Source organism: Streptomyces sp. NPDC026394, assembly GCF_055567735.1.
The window spans coordinates 893,248-910,904 of record NZ_JBVHPX010000002.1 but is presented as its reverse complement, the minus strand read 5'-3'; the positions used below and the strand labels follow the sequence as shown (position 1 = coordinate 910,904).

Here is a 17,657-nt window from a genome sequence, read left to right as displayed (position 1 = left end):
TCTCCAGACGGTCGAGGGGGTCGGGCCCGTGCGGCGCGCGGCGGCCCGCGCCGCGGCGGCCGTACCCGCCGTCGGCGTGCCCGTCATCGTGGGGCAGCAACGTGAACGGAAAGTGGCGCACGGCACAGCGTTCCCTTACGCCACCGCGCCCCGTTCCCGTACTGCCCCGCCCGTTCCCGTACCGCCCCACGCCTGTTCTCCCGTACCGCCCCGCGCCTGTTCCCGTACCCTCCGGCACCCGCCGGGCGCGCTCACTTCACCGCGCCCGCCATCACCCCGGAGACGAACTGCCGCTGGAAGGCGAAGAAGACGACCAGCGGGACCACCATCGACAGGAACGCCCCGGGCGCCAGCACGTCGATGTTGTTGCCGAACTGCCGTACCTCCTGCTGGAGCGCGACCGTGATCGGCGGGTTGCCGCTGTCCGCGAAGATCAGCGCCACCAGCAGGTCGTTCCACACCCACAGGAACTGGAAGATGCCCAGCGAGGCGATGGCGGGCCCGCCCAGCGGCAGCACCACCCGGGTGAACAGGCGCAGTTCGTTCGCGCCGTCCAGCCGGGCCGCCTCCAGCAGTTCGCGCGGGATCTCGGCGAAGAAGTTGCGCAGCAGGAACACCGCGAAGGGCAGGCCGAAGGCGGTGTGGAACAGGATCACACCGGGCGTCGTCTCGAACAGCCCGACCGCGCCGAACAGCTCGGCGACGGGGATGAGCGCGACCTGCACGGGCACGACCAGCAGGCCGACCACGACCATGAACCACGCGTCGCGGCCGGGGAAGTCCATCCAGGCGAACGCGTATCCGGCCAGCGCCCCGATGACGACCACCAGCACCGTCGCCGGGACCGTGATCAGTGCGGTGGTCAGCAGCGAGTCCATCACCTTGGCGTTCTCCAGGAGATGGCCGTAGCTGGACCAGGTGAGCTGGGCGGGCTCGGCGAACACCTTCCACCAGCCGGTCTCGCCGATGTCCTGCGGCGAGCGCAGCGAGGACACCAGCAGGCCGACCGTCGGCATCAGCCAGAACAGCCCGGTCAGGATCAGCACGACCCGCAGGACGCCGCCGCCCGTGCGGGCCGCGATCCGGGCGGGCAGCGACTGCTTGGCCCGTACGACACCGTCGGCGGTCGTCATCGCCCGCGCTCCTTCCGTAGGCGCCGGAGATTGACGTACATCACCGGCAGGACGAGCAGCAGCAGGAACACCGCGATGGCGCTGCCGATGCCCTGGTCCACATCCGTGCCGAACGACGACTGGAAGAGCTGGAGCGCGAGGACGTTGGCGTCCTTGAGGCTGGAGCCCGGCGCGATGATGTAGACCAGGTCGAAGATCTTCAGCACGTTGATCATGAGCGTGACCAGCACGACGATCAGGACGGGCGCCAGCAGCGGCACCGTCACCCGGCGGAAGACCTGCCACTCGTTGGCGCCGTCCACCCGCGCCGCCTCCAGCAGCTCCCGCGGCATTCCGGCCAGGCCCGCCGCGATCAGCACCATCGCGAACCCGGCCCACATCCACACGTACGCGCCGATGATGGCCGGGGTGACCAGGGCCGGGCCGAGCCAGTTCACGCCGTTGTACGCCTCGGCGAAGTTCGCCGCCGGCAGCCGCAGCAGGGCGCCGTCCGCGGCGGCGGGCAGGGTGAACCGCCCGTCCAGGCCGGTGGTCGTGCTCGCGACGGTCCGGCCGTCCTTGACCGCCTCGACGGTCAGGCCGGGCAGCCCCTTCTCGGAGCGGTCGATGATGTTCGCGGTGCCGCCGCCACCGCGGGTGAAGTCCAGCCAGGCGGTGCCGGTGACCTTGCCCGGCTCCGGGCGCGCGGCCGTCGCCGGACGGGCGTCGCCCAGGTCGGCGGGCTGGACGGCCACCAGCGGCAGGTGCGCCGGGTCGCCCGCGCGCACCGGCTCCTTGGTGGTGTACGTGCCGCCGGACGCGGTCAGCCCGGCGGTGGGCCGCGGCTTGGCGCCCGGGTACGGCGCGGGCTCCGCGAAGGTGTCGTGGACGCCGACCCACACGGCGTTGGCGACGCCGCGCTCCGGGTCCTGGTCGTACACCAGCCGGAAGATGATGCCGGCGGCCAGCATCGAGATCGCCATCGGCATGAAGACGACCAGCTTGAAGGCGGTGCCCCAGCGGACCCGCTCGGTGAGCACCGCGAAGATCAGACCGAGCGCGGTGGCGACGGTGGGGGCCACCACGACCCAGATGACGTTGTTCTTCAGCGCGGTACGGATCCGCTCGTCCGAGAACAGCTCGACGTAGTTGCCCAGGCCCACGAAGCCGTCGCCGGACGTGTCGAACAGGCTCCGGTAGACCGAGAAGCCGATGGGATAGACGACCAGCGCCCCGAGCAGGACGAAGGCGGGCAGCAGGAAGACGGCGGCGACCCAGGGGCGGGTGCCCGCCACACTCTTGACCCGGCTCAGCGTGCCGGTACGCGGACGGACCGGGCCGGCCGGCCCGCCCGCGGTCGCAGCGTTCATGGTGGTGTCCCCCGGTCGATGCGGTCGGCGGCGGTGCGCACCGTGGGTGCGCTGCGCGGCGGCGGGCCGGCGCGGCCCGCCGCCGTACGGACGCTCCGGGTCAGGTGCCGAACGCCTTGGCGGCGTCCCGCTCCAGCTTGTTCTGGGTGCCCGCGACGTCCTTGGGGTTCTTCAGGAAGTCCTGGAGGTCCTTCCACTCGCCCTGGCCCGGCTTGCCGCCGAAACTGGCCGGCGCCTGGTCGGACATGTCGAAGCGGAAGTCGTCGCCCGCCTTGATCAGCGCCGCGGCGATCTCCCGCATCGTGTCGTTGGCGTACGCGGCCCGGTCCAGCTCCTTGTTGGGGGAGATGAACCCGCCGGCCTGCGCCCAGATCTTCGCGGCGTCCGTGGAGGCGAGGAAGGTGAGCAGGGCCTGCGCGCCCTTGGTGTCCTTCAGGGCCACCGCCGCGTCGCCGCCGGTGACCACCGGCGACCGGGAGCCCACCGCGGGGAACGGGAAGACCTTGGCGTCCTTGCCGACCACGGACTTGGTCTGCGCGATGTTGGTGGCGGCGTAGTCGGCGGAGGAGACCATGGCGGCCTTGAGCTGGTCGCCGCTGAAGGTCTGGGTGACCGAGGTGGGGAACTGGGTCTGCAGCGCGCCGCTGTTGCCGCCGGCCAGCAGCCCCGGCGTGCCGAAGAGGCGGCCCAGCGCGGTCAGCGCCTTCGTGACGGACGGGTCGGTCCACTTGATCTTGTGCTGGGCCAGTTGGTCGTACTTCTCCGGACCGGCCTGGGAGAGGTAGACGTTCTCGAACCAGTCGGTCAGCGTCCAGCCGTCCGCGCCGCCCACCGAGACCGGCTCCACCCCGGAGTCGGCGATGGTCTGCGCCGTCTTGAGGAACTGCGCCCAGTCCTTCGGCTCGCTCACCCCGGCGTCCTCGAACGCCTTGGTGTTGTACCAGATCAGCGACTTGTTGCTGGCCTTGTAGTACACGCCGTACTCGGTGCCCTCGTACGCCCCCAGCTTCCGCCAGCCCGGGGAGAAGTTCTTGGCGAGCTGCTCCTTGGCGGCGGCTCCGAGCGGCTTGAGCCAGCCCTTGCGGGCGAACTCCCGCAACACGCCGACCTGCGGCGGGAACGCCACGTCCGGCTGCCCGCCGCCGGCGATCTTCGAGCCGATGAAGCCGGCCATGTCGTCGCCGCTGGGGATGTAGTCGACGGTCGCGCCGGTGCGCTTCTCGAACTCCTCCAGCACCTTCAGGAAGCTCGCCCGCTCCGGGCCGGTCCACACCGCCGCGACCTGGAGCTTCTGGCCGGTCAGCTTGGGGAGCTGGACGGAGACGCCGCCGCTGCCGCCCTTGCCGCTGCCCTTGTCCTTGCCGCCGTCGCCACCGTCGCCACTACAGGCGGTCAGCGTCAGCGCGCCCGCCGCGGCAAGTGCCAGGGCGGCGCGAGTGGTTGCGGTGACGCGCGCGCCGGCGCGCCGTGTGCGTGAAGTGCCCATCCCCGTAAGCCCCTCCCGTGCGGTGCACCGAGCGCCGAGTGGCGGTCCGCGCCGTGCGACGGTCCGCCGGGCACAGTCCTACGCCCGGAGCACCGGCCCCGCAATACCGCCTCCCGCCCCAACTGGCCTTTCGTGACCGGCCCGTTACCCCTCGCGTACACCTCACGATCGTGCCGCGCACGGCAGCCGGAGCCGCGCGCGGACGCCTGGGCGCCGGTGGCCGGGCGTGCCGGGCCGGGCGTGCCGGGCCGGGACACCGGCTGCGGGACAGGCGACGGGGTCAGAGCAGCGGCGGGGCGGCGGGCGCGCCGGAGGACTGGGCGGCCCGCTGGAGGGCGCTCGCCAGCAGCGCCAGGTCGGTCGGCCCGTTGCCCAGCTCGCGCAGCGGGCGGCGGGCCGGCGGATCGCCCATCCGCTCCCACTCCAGCGGTACGACCGTGGGGCGGAGCGTGGACGTACGGGGTATCCGTCCGGTCACCCGGCCGGCCTGGAACGGGGTGACGGAGGAGTCCGCCGCGCGGTGCAGCCGCCCGCGCCCGGGCGGCACCGGCTCGGCCGCGTCCGCCGCCGGGCCCAGCTCCACGCGCAGTCCGGCCGCGCGGTCCGTGGCCGTGTCGGCCGTACGGTCCGGGTGGCCGGTGGCCGCTATCAGGTGCACGCCGAGCGCCACACCGTCCCGGGCCACCGCCTCCAGCGCCCGCACCACCGAACCGGCCGCCGGGCGGCCCGTACTGCCCAGCGCCGGGGCGACCAGCGCGTCGAAGTCGTCGACCAGCACGAACAGCCGGGACAGCGGCGCGGCCTGCGGCGCCGGCGACTCGCCACCGCCCCCGGAGGCGCTGCGCGCCCGCAGCCGCAGGGTGCCCGTCGAGGTGGTGTCCCGCTCGGCGGCCGGGGCGCCGGACGGGCCCTCGCCGGGGCGGCGGGGCGCCGGGGTGCGCGGGTCCGGGAGGTGCCGGGCCCGCCAGTCGGCGAAGTCCGTGCCGGCCAGGGTCTCGGCGCGCCGCTTCAGCTCGGAGCTGAGCGCCTGCGCGAACTGCCGCATCCGCACCGGGTCGGAGGCCGTCAGATGGGTGGTCACGTGCGGCAGGTCCGTGCACAGCAGCAGGCCCTCGCCCCGCTCCGGACCCGCGCCGTCCACCAGGACGAGGGAGAGCAGGTCCGGGCGGTCCGCGGCGGCGAGCGAGGCGGCCAGCGAGCGCAGCAGTTCCGTCTTGCCGCTGCCCGGGCCGCCGGTCACCAGCAGATGGCAGGCGTCGGTGGCCGGGTCGGCGCAGAGCGGCCCGCGCGGGCCCGCGCCCAGCACGGCGGCGGCGCCCGCCCGGCCGGGGTCCGAGGCGGCGGCCCAACGGGCCATCAGGGAGGCCGGGGTGGCCCGCGCCAGGCCCAGCTCGTCCAGCAGCCGGGAGGTGTCCGGCAGCGGTACGGCGGCGCTGCGCGCCGGGCGCCCGCCGAGGCCGTCGCCCGTGTCCGCCTCGCGCAGCGGCGCGAGGGCGCGCGCGAACCGCTCGGCCCAGGCGCCGGAGACCGCGTCGACCGCGGCGACCGTGCCGTTCGGGCCGGAGCCGGGCTGGACGACGCGCAGCGCGGTGGCGACGTCGCCGCTCAGCACCGCGACCGCGCCGCACTCGCCGAACGCGGGCGACGCCGCGCGGGCCGCCTCGTACGTCGCGGCCAGCGGGAAGGCCGGGGTGGCGGCGGGCGTCTCGGCCAGGCACAGCACGTGGATGCCGGCCGCCGGGCCGTTCGCCGCGAGCCGGGCCGTCGTCTCGCGCAGCGCCGGCGAACCGGGGTCGCCGTCCACGATCAGGAGGGTGTACGGGCCGTTGTAGCGCGCGGCGGCGGAGGCGACGGCGGCGCGGTCGGCACCGGCCCAGTGCGGGCCCAGCGGGCCGTCGTCGAGGCGGCGCGCCAGCTCGGCCGTACGAGCCGTCGCCTGCTCCTTCTCGTACGCGAGCAGCAGCCGGCAGTCCTGGGCGTGGGCCGGGCGCACCTGGGGGAGCCAGCCGAGCCAGGACCAGTCGGCCAGCCGGTCCTCCAGGGACCGCGCACGGTCCGTGCTGACCAGCACGATCTCCAGGGTGGCGGGGGAGTGCAGGGCGGCGAGCTGCGCGACGGCGGCGCGCGCGAGGCCGCCGAGCCGGGCGCGCGGCCCGGCGAGGCCCAGGGCGCCCGCCTTGCGCAGCTCGACGGTCACCGGCGCGGCGGTCCGGCCGCCGTCCTGCGGGGCCGTGCCGAGCCGGACGGTGAGCGCGTCCGGGTGGTCGGGGCCGCGCTCCCAGAGCCGGGGCCCGGGGCCGAGCGCGGTCAGCAGCACCGTGGCCGGGTCCGGCCACCGCTCGTCCGCGGCCTCGGGGCTCAGCCACCCGCCGGCCGGCCCGTCCGCCCGGTCCGCCGCGCCGGACGCCGCTGCCTGCGACTGCCGCTGCTGCTCCTGCCACACGGTCGGCGCGGGGGCGGGGCCGCTTCCGGCGCGCCCGTCGGCCGGCCGGGCGCCGGTCAGCCGGCGGGCCCAGGCCCCCAGGCCGCCCCGGCGCGCGGCCTTGGGGGCCGGCTCCTCCTGGCGCGGATCGTGCCCCTCGGCCGGGGCCAGAACCTGCCCGTCCTGTCCGCCGCCGTGGGTCGGCTCCGAACCGGCGCCGTCCGGGCCGTACGGCGCGTAGTGCTCCTGGGGGCTGCCGGGGTACGGGGTGCCGCGCAGCGGGGTGCCGCGGCGCGCCGGGCTGTCGTACGCGGCGGGCAGCTCCTCGGGCGGCCGCGGGTCGCCGTACGCGGCGGGGGTGCGCGGCGCGGAAGTGTGCGGAGCGGGGGCGGGGGCCGTGACGCTCTGCGTCGCGAGAGGAGCGGCGGGGACGCTCTGGTGCGGCACTCCGGGGCGCCGGGAGTCCTGCTGCGGCACTCCGGGCCGCCGGGCGTCCTGGTCGTGCGCGGCGGACCGCGCGCCGGGGACGGCGGGCGCGCCGGAATGCCCGGCGCCCCGGCCTCCCGGGGCGGCGGCGTCCTGCTGGGAGACGCGCAGCCGGCCCTCGCCGTCGGGCGCGCACACCAGGGCGGGGTCGGGCTCGGCGGGCGCGGCCTGGAGGCGCAGCGCGGACTCGCCGATGCGCAGCAGCGCACCGGGCGGCAGCGGCACCGGGCGCTCGCCGACCTCGGCGCCGTCGACGGCCGTCCCGTTGGTCGAGCGGAGGTCGGCGACCAGCACCGCGCCGTCCGGTTCGACCGTCACCGCGCAGTGCAGCCGGGAGACGTCCGGGTCGTCGAGGGGCACGTCCGCCTCGGCGGAGCGGCCGACGCGGATGGCGCCGCCCTGGCCGCCGTGCAGGAGGTGGACGCCGCCGGCGTCCGGCCCGGAGACGACCCGCAGCCGGGGCGCGCCGTGCGGCAGGCCGTGCGCCGGGGCCGGGCCGGGGGCGCCGAGGGAGAGCACCGCGCCGTCGATCAGCGGGGGTTCGCCGACGGCCGCGCGCTGCGGGTCCAGCCGCTCGCTGCCCGCGTACAGCACGACGGGGCCGCCGGAGCCGCCGGCGGCGGCACCACCTTTGCCGCTGCCGCTGCCGGCGCTGGTGCTGCTGCCGATGTCCGCGCCGGACCCGGCCACGGCGGCCGCGAGGCCGCCCGCGACCGTGGCGAGCGCCGTCCCGGCGGGGGCCGTGACGAGGACGTCGCAGGCCCGCGTGGGGTGGCCGCTGCGCGGCCCGAGGACGGTCAGCCGGATCTGCATCGCCGTCAGCGGTCCCTTCCGCCCGGACCGTTCGGCAGGGGCCCGGTGACCTCCCCCGCCGCGCCCGGACACTCGGCACGTACAAGTCCCTGGGCGCGGGGATCGTGCTCCCGCGCCGCACGCGCGCGACGGAGGCCCCGCACCCCCACCGCTTCCATGCTGGGTGCATCCTCGCACCTGCCACTGACAACACGCCCGCCGACCATCACTCAGTGATCTTGATCGGTCGTCCCCGGGCGGAAAAGCACCTGATCGAGCACCGCGAACGGCCGGTTTTCGATCATCGGTGTTCGCTGTTCGGCCTGACGTGGACACCGAGTACGGCGCGCTCGCAACCATCCGTCCTGAATGCGCGTCTTTCCCCCGAGCCCCGCCCTATCGTCCCGCCGTACGGCCCGTACGGCGGCACTACAGTGGGGCGACGGGCCGCTGCGACCCACCGGCCCGGCAAGGATCGATCACGACCAGGGAGCGCACGTGCGGCCGGTAGGCAGCAAGTACCTGCTTGAGGAGCCGCTGGGACGCGGCGCCACGGGCACCGTCTGGCGTGCCCGTCAGAGGGAGACGGCCGGAGCCGAGGCCGCGGTGGCCGGGGAGCCCGGCGAGACGGTCGCGATCAAGGTCCTCAAGGAGGAGCTGGCGCACGACGCGGACGTCGTCATGCGCTTCCTGCGCGAGCGCTCGGTGTTGCTGCGGCTCACCCACCCGAACATCGTCCGCACCCGCGACCTGGTCGTCGAGGGCGATCTGCTGGCCCTGGTCATGGACCTCGTCGACGGCCCCGACCTGCACCGCCACCTCCGCGACAACGGCCCCTTCAGCCCCGTCGCGGCCGCTCTGCTGACCGCCCAGATCGCCGACGCGCTGGCCGCCAGCCACGCCGACGGCGTGGTGCACCGCGACCTGAAGCCCGCCAACGTCCTGCTCAAGGGGACCGGCGAGGGCGACACCGCCGAGCTGCACCCGATGCTCACCGACTTCGGCATCGCGCGCCTCGCGGACTCGCCCGGCCTGACCCGCACCCACGAGTTCGTCGGTACCCCCGCCTACGTGGCGCCGGAGTCCGCCGAGGGCCGCCCGCAGACCTCCGCCGTGGACATCTACGGCGCCGGCATCCTGCTGTACGAGCTCGTCACCGGCCGCCCGCCGTTCGGCGGCGCCAGCGCCCTCGAAGTGCTGCACCGCCACCTCAGCGAGGAGCCGCGCCGCCCGTCCACCGTCCCCGAGCCGCTGTGGACGGTCATCGAGCGCTGCCTGAGCAAGGAGCCGGGCGAGCGGCCCAGCGCCGAGAACCTGGCCCGCGCGCTGCGCACGGTCGCCGCGGGCATCGGCGTGCACGCGAGCCCCGCGCAGGCCGAGGCCGCGCTCGGCGTCGCCGCGCTGCTGGCGCCGGACCCGTCCCCCGCCACGGTGCCCGGTACCGGCACCGGCGGTACGGGCGACGCCGACCCCACCCAGGTCCTGCCGTCCACCGGCGGTTCCTACGACCCGGCGGCGGCGACCAGCGTGCTGCCGTCCACCGGCGGCCAGGGCGCGCCCGGCGGCCCGGACGCCGACCCCACTCAGCTCCTCTCCTCCTCCGGCCCCGGCGGCCGGGACCAGGGCCAGGGCCAGAACCAGGGCCAGGGGTACGGCCCGAACGGCGCCGACCCGACCCGCGCGATGCCTCCCGTACCGCCGGGTCCGCCCGGTGGCCGGCCCGAGGGCCCGCACCCGTGGGAGTCCCAGATGCGGGCCGCCCGGGACCGCAACGAGCAGACGCAGTACATGGACCCGGGCCAGGACCCGCTGCGCCGCCGCCCGCAGCGCCAGCCCGCGCAGCCGCAGCAGCAGCCCCAGCAGCCGCCGCAGTACCAGCAGCCGCCGCCGCAGTACCAGCAGCCGCCGCCGCAGTACCGGCAGCAGGCGCCCGCGCCGTACCAGCAGCAGGCCCCCGCGCCCTACCAGCCGCCGCAGCGCCAGCCCCAGCAGGCGCCGCGCCGGCAGCAGCCGCCGCCCCAGCGCTACGAACCGGAGCCGCCGCCCCGGGAGCGGGAGCCCCGGCCGCGCCGCGAGCCCCGGCAGCGCAGCGCCAACCCGATGCGCATCCCGGGCCTGGGCTGCCTGAAGGGCTGTCTGTTCGTCCTGGTGATCCTGTTCGTCGGCGGCTGGGCGGTCTGGGAGTTCTCGCCGCTCCAGGAGTGGATCGGCACGACCAAGGGCTATTTCGAACAGATCGGCGACGTCATCGGCAGCGTCCGGGACTTCTTCAACGACGTCGGCACCTGGTTCAAGTGACGTCCGGTTCCCGTGCCGCCGGTGGCCTCCGGCGGCACGGGACGGCCCCGGCGCGCCCGTCGGGGGGAGCGCGGTGCCCGCGTCCGGCACGGTGACCAAGGGGATTTGTCGACTTCCAGGGGGCGATTTCCCCCACAGAAGTGACACCTGGGCCCATCCTGGGCACGGAACCCCCCGGCACCCGCGTAGCTTTGACGCCACCTTCAGCCCCCTGAGGACGCTCAGTGGGCCCGACACGTCGGAGCAGTCTTGGCACGGAAGATCGGCAGCCGGTACACCGCCCACCAGATCCTTGGCCGCGGCAGTGCCGGCACGGTATGGCTCGGCGACGGGCCCGAGGGGCCCGTCGCCATCAAGCTGCTGCGCGAGGACCTCGCCGCCGACCAGGAACTGGTCGGCCGCTTCGTCCAGGAGCGCGCGGCGCTGCTGGGCCTGGACCACCCGCACGTCGTCGGCGTGCGTGACCTGGTCGTCGACGGCAACGACCTCGCCCTGGTCATGGACCTCGTACGCGGCACGGACCTGCGCACCCGCCTGGAGCGGGAGCGGCGGCTCGCCCCGGAGGCCGCCGTCGCCGTCGCCGCCGACGTGGCCGACGGCCTCGCCGCTGCCCACAAGGCCGGCGTCGTGCACCGCGACGTCAAGCCCGAGAACGTCCTGCTGGACATGCAGGGGCCGCTCGGGCCCGGCGGCGCCCACCCCGCGCTCCTCACCGACTTCGGCATCGCCCGCCTCGTCGACACGCCGCGCCGCGCCCTCCCGCAGCCCCCGGCCGCGGGAAACCTGCGCGCGGCCAAGGTGATCGGCACACCCGACTACCTCGCGCCCGAGATCATCGAGGGCCTGCCGCCGCGCGCGTCCGTCGACGTGTACGCGCTCGCCACGGTGCTGTACGAGATGCTCGCCGGCTTCACCCCGTTCGGCGGCGGCCACCCCGGCGCGGTGCTGCGCCGCCACGTCACCGAGGCCGTGGCACCGCTGCCCGGCATCCCGGACGAACTGTGGCAGTTGCTGCTGCAGTGCCTGGCCAAGGCGCCCGCCTCCCGGCTGCGCGCCCCCGAGCTGGCCGCCCGGCTGCGCGAGATCCTGCCCGGCCTGGCGGGCCACCCGCCGCTGGACATCGACGAGCCCGACAGCGACCAGGCCGCCGAGGAGGCGCCGGACACCGCCACCGGCCCGTACGTCTCCGGTGCCGCCGGGTCCGCTCCGGGGGCGTACGACGAAGCCCTCTACCCGCCGGTCGCGCCGGGCGGCTCCCGCCCGCGCGGCGCCGTACCGCTCGTCCACGGCTCGGCCGCCCCCGACTCGAACCGCGAGACCCACACGAGCATGCGCGTCCCCGGCCCGGACGAGCTGGCGGGCGGCGCGCACGGCACGGCCCGCGCCCCGCGCGCCGCGGGCGAGCCCCGGGCCGGCTCGGCCCGGCACCGCGAGGCGGTGCGCCGCCGCCGGGTGAAACTGGGGCTGGCCGCGGCGGCGGTGGTGGCCGCCGCCGGGCTGGGCGGCTGGTTCGCCTCCCAGCACGGCGACTCCGGCGAGGACGCCAAGCCGGACGTCCGGCACTCCGAGGCGGCGACCCCACGGCCCACGCGCTGACCTCCGGCGACACCCCGCCCCGCCGGCCTCCTCGCGCCGCCGCCCGACGAGCGGCGCGAGGCTCGGGGCACGCAGGCGGCGGCAGCCGTTAGGCTGGGGTGCGTGGCAGTCGTCGATGTATCCGAAGAGCTGAAGTCCCTCTCCTCGACCATGGGGTCGATCGAGGCCGTCCTGGACCTCGACAAGATGAGGGCCGATATCGCCGCGCTTGAGGAGCAGGCAGCGGCGCCGTCCCTCTGGGACGACCCGGAGAGCGCGCAGAAGATCACCAGCCGGCTGTCCTACCTCCAGGGCCAGCTGCGCCGGGCCGAGGAGCTGCGCGGCCGGGTCGACGACGTCGGTGTGCTCTTCGAGCTCGCCGAGGCCGAGGGTGACGACGAGACCCGTGCCGAGGCCGAGAAGGAGCTGGCCGACGTCCGCAAGGCCGTCGACGAGCTGGAGGTCCGCACCCTGCTGTCGGGCGAGTACGACTCCCGCGAGGCCGTCGTCAACATCCGCGCCGAGGCCGGCGGCGTGGACGCCGCCGACTTCGCCGAGAAGCTCCAGCGCATGTACCTGCGCTGGGCCGAGCGGCACGGCTACAAGACCGAGCTGTACGAGACCTCGTACGCCGAAGAGGCCGGCATCAAGTCGACCACCTTCGCCGTCCAGGTCCCGTACGCCTACGGCACCCTCTCCGTCGAGCAGGGCACCCACCGCCTCGTGCGCATCTCGCCCTTCGACAACCAGGGCCGCCGCCAGACGTCCTTCGCGGGCGTCGAGGTGCTGCCGGTGGTCGAGCAGACCGACCACATCGAGATCGACGAGTCCGAGCTGCGCGTCGACGTGTACCGCTCCTCCGGCCCCGGCGGCCAGGGCGTCAACACGACCGACTCCGCGGTGCGTCTGACGCACATCCCGACCGGCATCGTCGTCTCCTGTCAGAACGAGCGCTCGCAGATCCAGAACAAGGCGACCGCGATGAACGTCCTCCAGGCGAAGCTGCTCGAACGCCGCCGCCAGGAGGAGCAGGCCAAGATGGACGCGCTCAAGGGCGACGGCGGCAATTCCTGGGGCAACCAGATGCGGTCGTACGTGCTGCACCCCTATCAGATGGTCAAGGACCTGCGCACCGAGTTCGAGGTCGGCAACCCGCAGGCCGTGCTCGACGGTGACATCGACGGCTTCCTGGAGGCGGGCATCCGCTGGCGCAAGCAGCAGGAACAGGGAAAGTAGGCCGACAGTCCGCAGCCGGCAGGTCGGTGAGTCGATAAACCGGTAAGCCGCGACTGAAGGCCGTATGGATTTTCTGTGAAAACAACTGCCGCTTTTTGAGCGGCAGTTGTTTTTTGCTGCCGTTGGGTCGTGTGGCAATTTGGTCACAGTCATACGTCCATGGACCCCGCAACTCCTCTCAATTCGGTCATCGCGCCTTTATTTGACCTTGACGATGATGTGAGAACTGGGAAGGGTGGTACGCGGCATGCGTATGTCTGGGGCGCGCGTGTGAACGGGGAACTGAGTGCAACGGCCGCAGGGCGGTGCTGCGACTCGCCTACCCGGGTCGGCCGCTGCCCCGAACAGCGATGCTCCATGGATGAGTAGAGCTACTGGGGGTAGCAGCACATGACGAAAAAGACGCGGCTGCGTGTAGCGCGTATTGCGGCCGGCGCGGTCATCGCGGCCGGCGCGTCGCTCACCGCGGCCGGCGCGGCCTCCGCGGTCGGCAACGAGCCGACGACGGCGGGTGCCGAGGGCTCCGGCGCGATCGGCGGCCTCTTCGGTGGTCTCTTCGGCGGCGGTAACTCCGGCGGCAGCGAGATCGGCGGCAGCGAGACCGGTGGTTCCGAGACCGGTGGCAGCGAGACCGGTGGTTCCGAGACCGGCGGTAACCAGACCGGTGGTTCCGAGACCGGTGGGAACGAGACCGGTGGCCAGAGCGGCAGCCAGACCGGCGGTAACGAGACGGGCGGTCAGTCCGGCAGCCAGACCGGCGGTAACGAGACCGGCGGCCAGTCGGGCAGCCAGACCGGTGGCAACGAGACCGGCGGCAACCAGAACGGCGGCCAGAGCGGCAGCCAGACCGGCGGTAACGAGACGGGCGGTCAGTCCGGCAGCCAGACCGGTGGCAACGAGACCGGTGGCCAGTCGGGCAGCCAGACCGGCGGTAACGAGACCGGTGGCCAGAGCGGCAGCCAGACCGGTGGCAACGGAAACGGCGGCCAGTCCGGCGGCTCCTCCACCGGGAGCACCGGCGGCTCCGGCAGCACCGGCGGCTCCTCCACCGGCAGCACCGGTGGCGGCGACGACGGCACCGGCACCGGTACCGACAACGAGGGCAGCAAGCCGATCGAGCAGCCCGGCGAGGGCAGCCAGCAGATCGTGGACACGCCCGGCCAGCCGCAGCAGCAGGCCAAGGGCGGCGAGCTGGCGGAGACCGGTGCCTCCGGCACCACCTTCCTGCTCGTCGGCGCGGCGACGATGATCGCCGGTGGCATCGGCTTCCGCCTGATGCCGCGCCTGATCAACAAGAACGGCGGCGCGGCCGCGGCCTGACACCAGGCCCCGCCCCGCACCCGGGGCAGCGCATGACGAAGGGCCCGGAGCGCGAGCAGCGCTCCGGGCCCTTCGGTGTCTTCAGTCCCCGGTGTGCGGGATGCGCCGGGGTGCGGCAACGCTCCGTACGCGAGGCGTCACACGAGCCCCCGGGCCCCGGGCCGCCTCAGGCGGCCTGGTGCAGCAGCACCGCGAGCGCGACCAGCGCCACCAGCAGCGCCACCACGGCAGCGGGCGTCACCTGGCCGAACAGCCCGTTCTCCTGAAGCCGTTCCCTGCTGGCCCGGCAGACGGGGCAGCGGCCCTCGTTCACAGGGGCCGCGCAGTTGGCGCACACCAGCCGGTCGTACGTCATGCGACCTCCTCCTCAACCGCTGCAACGCGCAAGGGACCCCGATGGTTCCCCCTACCACTTTGCCAGCTCGCCGTCGGAACGGCGCGCCCCGGTCGCCTTCCGGCCTCTTCCGCGGACCTGTGCGCGCCTCTGGGCCGGAATGTGCTCGTTTTGTCCCCGTAGATGCCGTGAATAAACGCACCAACCCCGAACGGCGACTGCGCCTTCGCGCGAGACTCGCGTAGGGTCACGCTCACCGACAGGAGCCCCAACAGGGGCATCCCGTGCCGCTACCCAGGTCGACCGTGGTGCATCAGTGATCCGATTCGACAACGTCTCCAAGACCTACCCGAAGCAGAACCGCCCCGCCCTCAGGGACGTCTCCCTGGAGATCGAGCGCGGTGAGTTCGTCTTCCTGGTGGGCTCCTCGGGCTCCGGTAAGTCCACCTTCCTGCGTCTGCTCCTGCGGGAGGAGCGTGCCAGCCATGGCGCCGTGCACGTACTGGGCAAGGACCTCGCGAAGCTCTCCAACTGGAAGGTGCCGCAGATGCGGCGCCAGGTGGGCACCGTCTTCCAGGACTTCCGGCTGCTCTCCAACAAGACGGTGGGGCAGAACGTCGCCTTCGCCCTCGAAGTCATCGGCAAGCCGCGCGGGCAGATCCGCAAGACGGTCCCCGAGGTCCTCGACCTCGTCGGCCTCGGCGGCAAGGACGACCGGATGCCGGGCGAGCTGTCCGGCGGTGAGCAGCAGCGCGTCGCCATCGCGCGGGCGTTCGTCAACCGGCCCCTGCTGCTCATCGCGGACGAGCCCACCGGCAACCTCGACCCGCAGACCTCGGTCGGCATCATGAAGCTGCTGGACCGGATCAACCGGACCGGTACGACGGTGGTCATGGCCACCCACGACCAGCAGATCGTCGACCAGATGCGCAAGCGCGTCATGGAACTCGAAAAGGGCCGGCTCGTGCGTGACCAGTCGCGCGGCGTGTACGGCTACCAGCACTAAGCGTGTACGGCCCCCAGCACTGAAAGGACGCCATGCGCGCCCAGTTCGTCCTGTCGGAGATCGGCGTCGGTCTCCGCCGGAATCTCACGATGACCTTCGCGGTCATCGTCTCCGTAGCCCTCTCCCTCGGCCTGTTCGGCGCCTCGCTGCTGATGCGCGACCAGGTCAGCACGATGAAGGGCTATTGGTACGACAAGGTCAACGTCTCCATCTTCTTCTGCAACAAGAACGACGCCGAGACGGGCTCCCACTGCGCCAAGGGCGCGGCCACCGAGCAGCAGAAGAACGACATCAAGGCCGAACTGGACCGGCTGCCGATCGTGCAGAGCGTGCAGTACGAGTCCAGTGACCAGGCCTACAAGCACTACAAGGAGCAGTTCGGCGACACGCCCGTGGCGGGCCTGGTCACCCCCGACCAGTTGCCGGAGTCCTTCCGGGTCAAGCTCAAGGACCCCACGAAGTACGAAGTGATCAAATCGGCGTTCTCGGAGCGGCCGGGCGTCCAGGAGGTGCAGGACCAGCGGGACACCATCGAGCCGTTGTTCAATCTCCTCAACGGGATGAACATCGCCGCGCTGGTGGTGATGGCGCTGATGCTGGTGGTGGCGCTGATGCTGATCGTCAACACCGTGCGGGTGTCGGCGTTCAGCCGGCGGCGGGAAACCGGGATCATGCGGCTGGTGGGCGCGTCCAGCTTCTACATCCAGATGCCGTTCATCCTGGAGGCGGCCATCGCGGGCCTGCTGGGAGCGGTGTTCGCGTGTGTGCTGATCGTCGGCGGCAAGTGGGTGCTGATCAACAACTGGCTGGCCACGAAGATTCTGGTCATCAAGTTCATCGGCTGGGATTCGGTGGTCGCGGTGCTGCCACTGGTGCTGCTGATCGGCCTGTTGATGCCGGCGCTCGCCGCGTTCTTCGCGCTCCGTAAGTACCTCAAGGTGTGACGTATGCCAAGGGCGCCGTACGGTCAACTCCCCGTACGGCGCTTCTTTCTGTCCTACACTCACCGGCATGACGGGCCCGAGTTTGTTCGTCCGGCCCCGCCGCAGCCGCCGCGGGGCGGCCCTGACGTTGGTCTTCGTGAGCGTGCTGGCGACCGGCGCGGCGGCGGGCACCTGGAAGGAGACCGGGCCCCCGGCGGACGGGCAGCAGGTGTCCGGGCGGGCGGCCGACGGAGCCGGCCGCGGCCACCGGCCGGCGCGCGCCGGCCGGCACGCAGGGCCGCACCCGGACGGCTCCGGAGCGGCGGACGACGTCGTCAGCCGCAGCGGTGACCGCTGGTCCACGGCGTTCTCCGCCCGCGAGTACGAGGACTTCCAGCGCGAGCTCGGCGGCGAGTACGTGGGCGTGGGCCTGTGGCTCCGGCAGGCGTCGGACGGCCGCGCCCTGGTCTCCCGGGTACGGCCCGGCAGCCCCGCGGCGGCGGCCGGCCTGCGCCCCGGCGACGACCTGCGCGCGGTGGACGGTGTGGCCTCCAGGGGCAGTCCGGTCACCGAGGTCGTGGCGCGGCTGCGCGGCGACGCCGGACCGGCCGCCGGAAGCCCCGCGCCGGGCGCCGGGAGCAGCGTCGTCCTGGAGCTGCGGCGCGGCACGCGGCAGTGGACCGAGACCCTGCGCCGGGCCCGCCTGCGGGACCAGAACGTGATCACCGACCGCCCCGACGGCCCGGACGGGCCCACCCGCGTCAAGGTCGGCGCCTTCACCAGCGGTACGGGCGAGGAGATCCGCCGGGCGGTGCGTACGGCCTCCCCGCGCGGTGGTGTGCTGCTGGACCTGCGCGGCAACACCGGCGGCCTGGTGGCCGAGGCGGTCACCGCCGCCTCCGCCTTCCTGGACGGCGGCCTGGTCGCCACGTACGACGTACGCGGCAGCCAGCGCGCCCTGTACGCGAAGGGCGGCGGCGACCCGGACATCCCCCTCGCGGTGCTCGTGGACGGCGGCACGATGAGCGCCGGCGAACTGCTGGCCGGGGCGCTCCAGGACCGCGGCCGTGCGGTCGTCGTGGGCACCCCGACCTTCGGCAAGGGCTCGGTGCAGTTGCCCAGCGAGCTGTCGGACGGCTCGGTCGCCGAGCTGACCGTCGGCCGGTACCGCATGCCGTCGGGGCGGGAAGTGGACGAGCACGGCATCACCCCCGACCTGATCGCCGAGGACGACGCCCCGGCCCGCGCCCGCACGGTATTGAGTGGCCTCGGGGGCGGGGCGTAGTGCGAAAATGGC

General features: G+C 73.9%; 12 protein-coding genes. 7 read left to right on the top strand and 5 right to left on the bottom strand.

The window, feature by feature from the left end:
* Positions 1 to 251: 251 nt before the first annotated feature.
* From ACZ4QV_RS08205 to ACZ4QV_RS08190, 4 genes are all read right to left on the bottom strand, one after another.
* On the bottom strand, positions 252 to 1,133 hold the full coding sequence (locus tag ACZ4QV_RS08205; protein WP_361144999.1) for a carbohydrate ABC transporter permease: 882 nt from the start codon (positions 1,131 to 1,133) through the stop codon (positions 252 to 254).
* The gene (locus tag ACZ4QV_RS08200; RefSeq protein WP_467762689.1) at positions 1,130 to 2,482 is read right to left on the bottom strand and encodes a carbohydrate ABC transporter permease; all 1,353 of its coding nucleotides are present in this window, start codon (positions 2,480 to 2,482) and stop codon (positions 1,130 to 1,132) included. The genes ACZ4QV_RS08205 and ACZ4QV_RS08200 overlap by 4 nt, the downstream gene beginning before the upstream one ends.
* A gap of 100 nt (positions 2,483 to 2,582) precedes the next feature.
* Positions 2,583 to 3,968 (bottom strand): ABC transporter substrate-binding protein, encoded by a 1,386-nt coding sequence (locus ACZ4QV_RS08195; protein ID WP_361144993.1) that lies wholly within the window; start codon positions 3,966 to 3,968, stop codon positions 2,583 to 2,585.
* A gap of 280 nt (positions 3,969 to 4,248) precedes the next feature.
* The gene (locus ACZ4QV_RS08190; RefSeq protein ID WP_361585627.1) at positions 4,249 to 7,689 is read right to left on the bottom strand and encodes an FtsK/SpoIIIE domain-containing protein; all 3,441 of its coding nucleotides are present in this window, start codon (positions 7,687 to 7,689) and stop codon (positions 4,249 to 4,251) included.
* 477 nt (positions 7,690 to 8,166) lie between these two features.
* Between ACZ4QV_RS08190 and ACZ4QV_RS08185 the strand changes: the two genes are divergently transcribed.
* The 4 genes from ACZ4QV_RS08185 to ACZ4QV_RS08170 all read left to right on the top strand — a co-directional run bounded on the left by ACZ4QV_RS08185 (position 8,167) and on the right by ACZ4QV_RS08170 (position 14,097).
* The gene (locus tag ACZ4QV_RS08185; protein ID WP_361639650.1) at positions 8,167 to 9,966 is read left to right on the top strand and encodes a serine/threonine-protein kinase; all 1,800 of its coding nucleotides are present in this window, start codon (positions 8,167 to 8,169) and stop codon (positions 9,964 to 9,966) included.
* Between the two features lie 249 nt (positions 9,967 to 10,215).
* Positions 10,216 to 11,562, top strand: coding sequence for a serine/threonine-protein kinase (locus tag ACZ4QV_RS08180; RefSeq protein ID WP_361144985.1), 1,347 nt, complete (start codon positions 10,216 to 10,218; stop codon positions 11,560 to 11,562).
* 102 nt (positions 11,563 to 11,664) lie between these two features.
* Positions 11,665 to 12,777: a peptide chain release factor 2 gene (prfB, locus tag ACZ4QV_RS08175; protein WP_361144982.1), complete on the top strand. Its 1,113-nt coding sequence runs from the start codon at positions 11,665 to 11,667 to the stop codon at positions 12,775 to 12,777.
* Positions 12,778 to 13,167: 390 nt separating this feature from the next.
* Positions 13,168 to 14,097: a hypothetical protein gene (locus tag ACZ4QV_RS08170; protein WP_361585620.1), complete on the top strand. Its 930-nt coding sequence runs from the start codon at positions 13,168 to 13,170 to the stop codon at positions 14,095 to 14,097.
* A 166-nt stretch (positions 14,098 to 14,263) separates the two neighbouring features.
* On the opposite strand, the gene ACZ4QV_RS08165 is transcribed toward ACZ4QV_RS08170, so the two are convergent.
* Complete coding sequence (locus tag ACZ4QV_RS08165; protein WP_125056037.1) at positions 14,264 to 14,452, bottom strand: hypothetical protein; 189 nt, start codon at positions 14,450 to 14,452, stop codon at positions 14,264 to 14,266.
* Between the two features lie 295 nt (positions 14,453 to 14,747).
* Here ACZ4QV_RS08165 and ftsE point away from each other — a divergent pair, with 295 nt between their 5' ends.
* From ftsE to ACZ4QV_RS08150, 3 genes are all read left to right on the top strand, one after another.
* Entirely contained in the window at positions 14,748 to 15,437 is a 690-nt protein-coding gene (gene ftsE, locus ACZ4QV_RS08160; protein WP_467762688.1) for a cell division ATP-binding protein FtsE, read from the top strand.
* Between the two features lie 32 nt (positions 15,438 to 15,469).
* On the top strand, positions 15,470 to 16,381 hold the full coding sequence (ftsX, locus tag ACZ4QV_RS08155) for a permease-like cell division protein FtsX (RefSeq protein WP_361144975.1): 912 nt from the start codon (positions 15,470 to 15,472) through the stop codon (positions 16,379 to 16,381).
* A gap of 67 nt (positions 16,382 to 16,448) precedes the next feature.
* Positions 16,449 to 17,645, top strand: coding sequence for a S41 family peptidase (locus tag ACZ4QV_RS08150; protein ID WP_361144973.1), 1,197 nt, complete (start codon positions 16,449 to 16,451; stop codon positions 17,643 to 17,645).
* The last annotated feature ends 12 nt before the right edge of the window (positions 17,646 to 17,657 follow it).

Bases quoted from the DNA above. Each gene is read 5' to 3' on its own strand.
- ACZ4QV_RS08205 (WP_361144999.1), bottom strand. From the start codon at position 1,133: ATGACGACCGCCGACGGTGTCGTACGGGCCAAGCAGTCGCTGCCCGCC.
- ACZ4QV_RS08200 (WP_467762689.1), bottom strand. From the start codon at position 2,482: ATGAACGCTGCGACCGCGGGCGGGCCGGCCGGCCCGGTCCGTCCGCGT.
- ACZ4QV_RS08195 (WP_361144993.1), bottom strand. From the start codon at position 3,968: ATGGGCACTTCACGCACACGGCGCGCCGGCGCGCGCGTCACCGCAACC.
- ACZ4QV_RS08190 (WP_361585627.1), bottom strand. From the start codon at position 7,689: ATGCAGATCCGGCTGACCGTCCTCGGGCCGCGCAGCGGCCACCCCACG.
- ACZ4QV_RS08170 (WP_361585620.1), top strand. From the start codon at position 13,168: ATGACGAAAAAGACGCGGCTGCGTGTAGCGCGTATTGCGGCCGGCGCG.
- ACZ4QV_RS08165 (WP_125056037.1), bottom strand. From the start codon at position 14,452: ATGACGTACGACCGGCTGGTGTGCGCCAACTGCGCGGCCCCTGTGAAC.
- ftsX (WP_361144975.1), top strand. From the start codon at position 15,470: ATGCGCGCCCAGTTCGTCCTGTCGGAGATCGGCGTCGGTCTCCGCCGG.
- ACZ4QV_RS08150 (WP_361144973.1), top strand. From the start codon at position 16,449: ATGACGGGCCCGAGTTTGTTCGTCCGGCCCCGCCGCAGCCGCCGCGGG.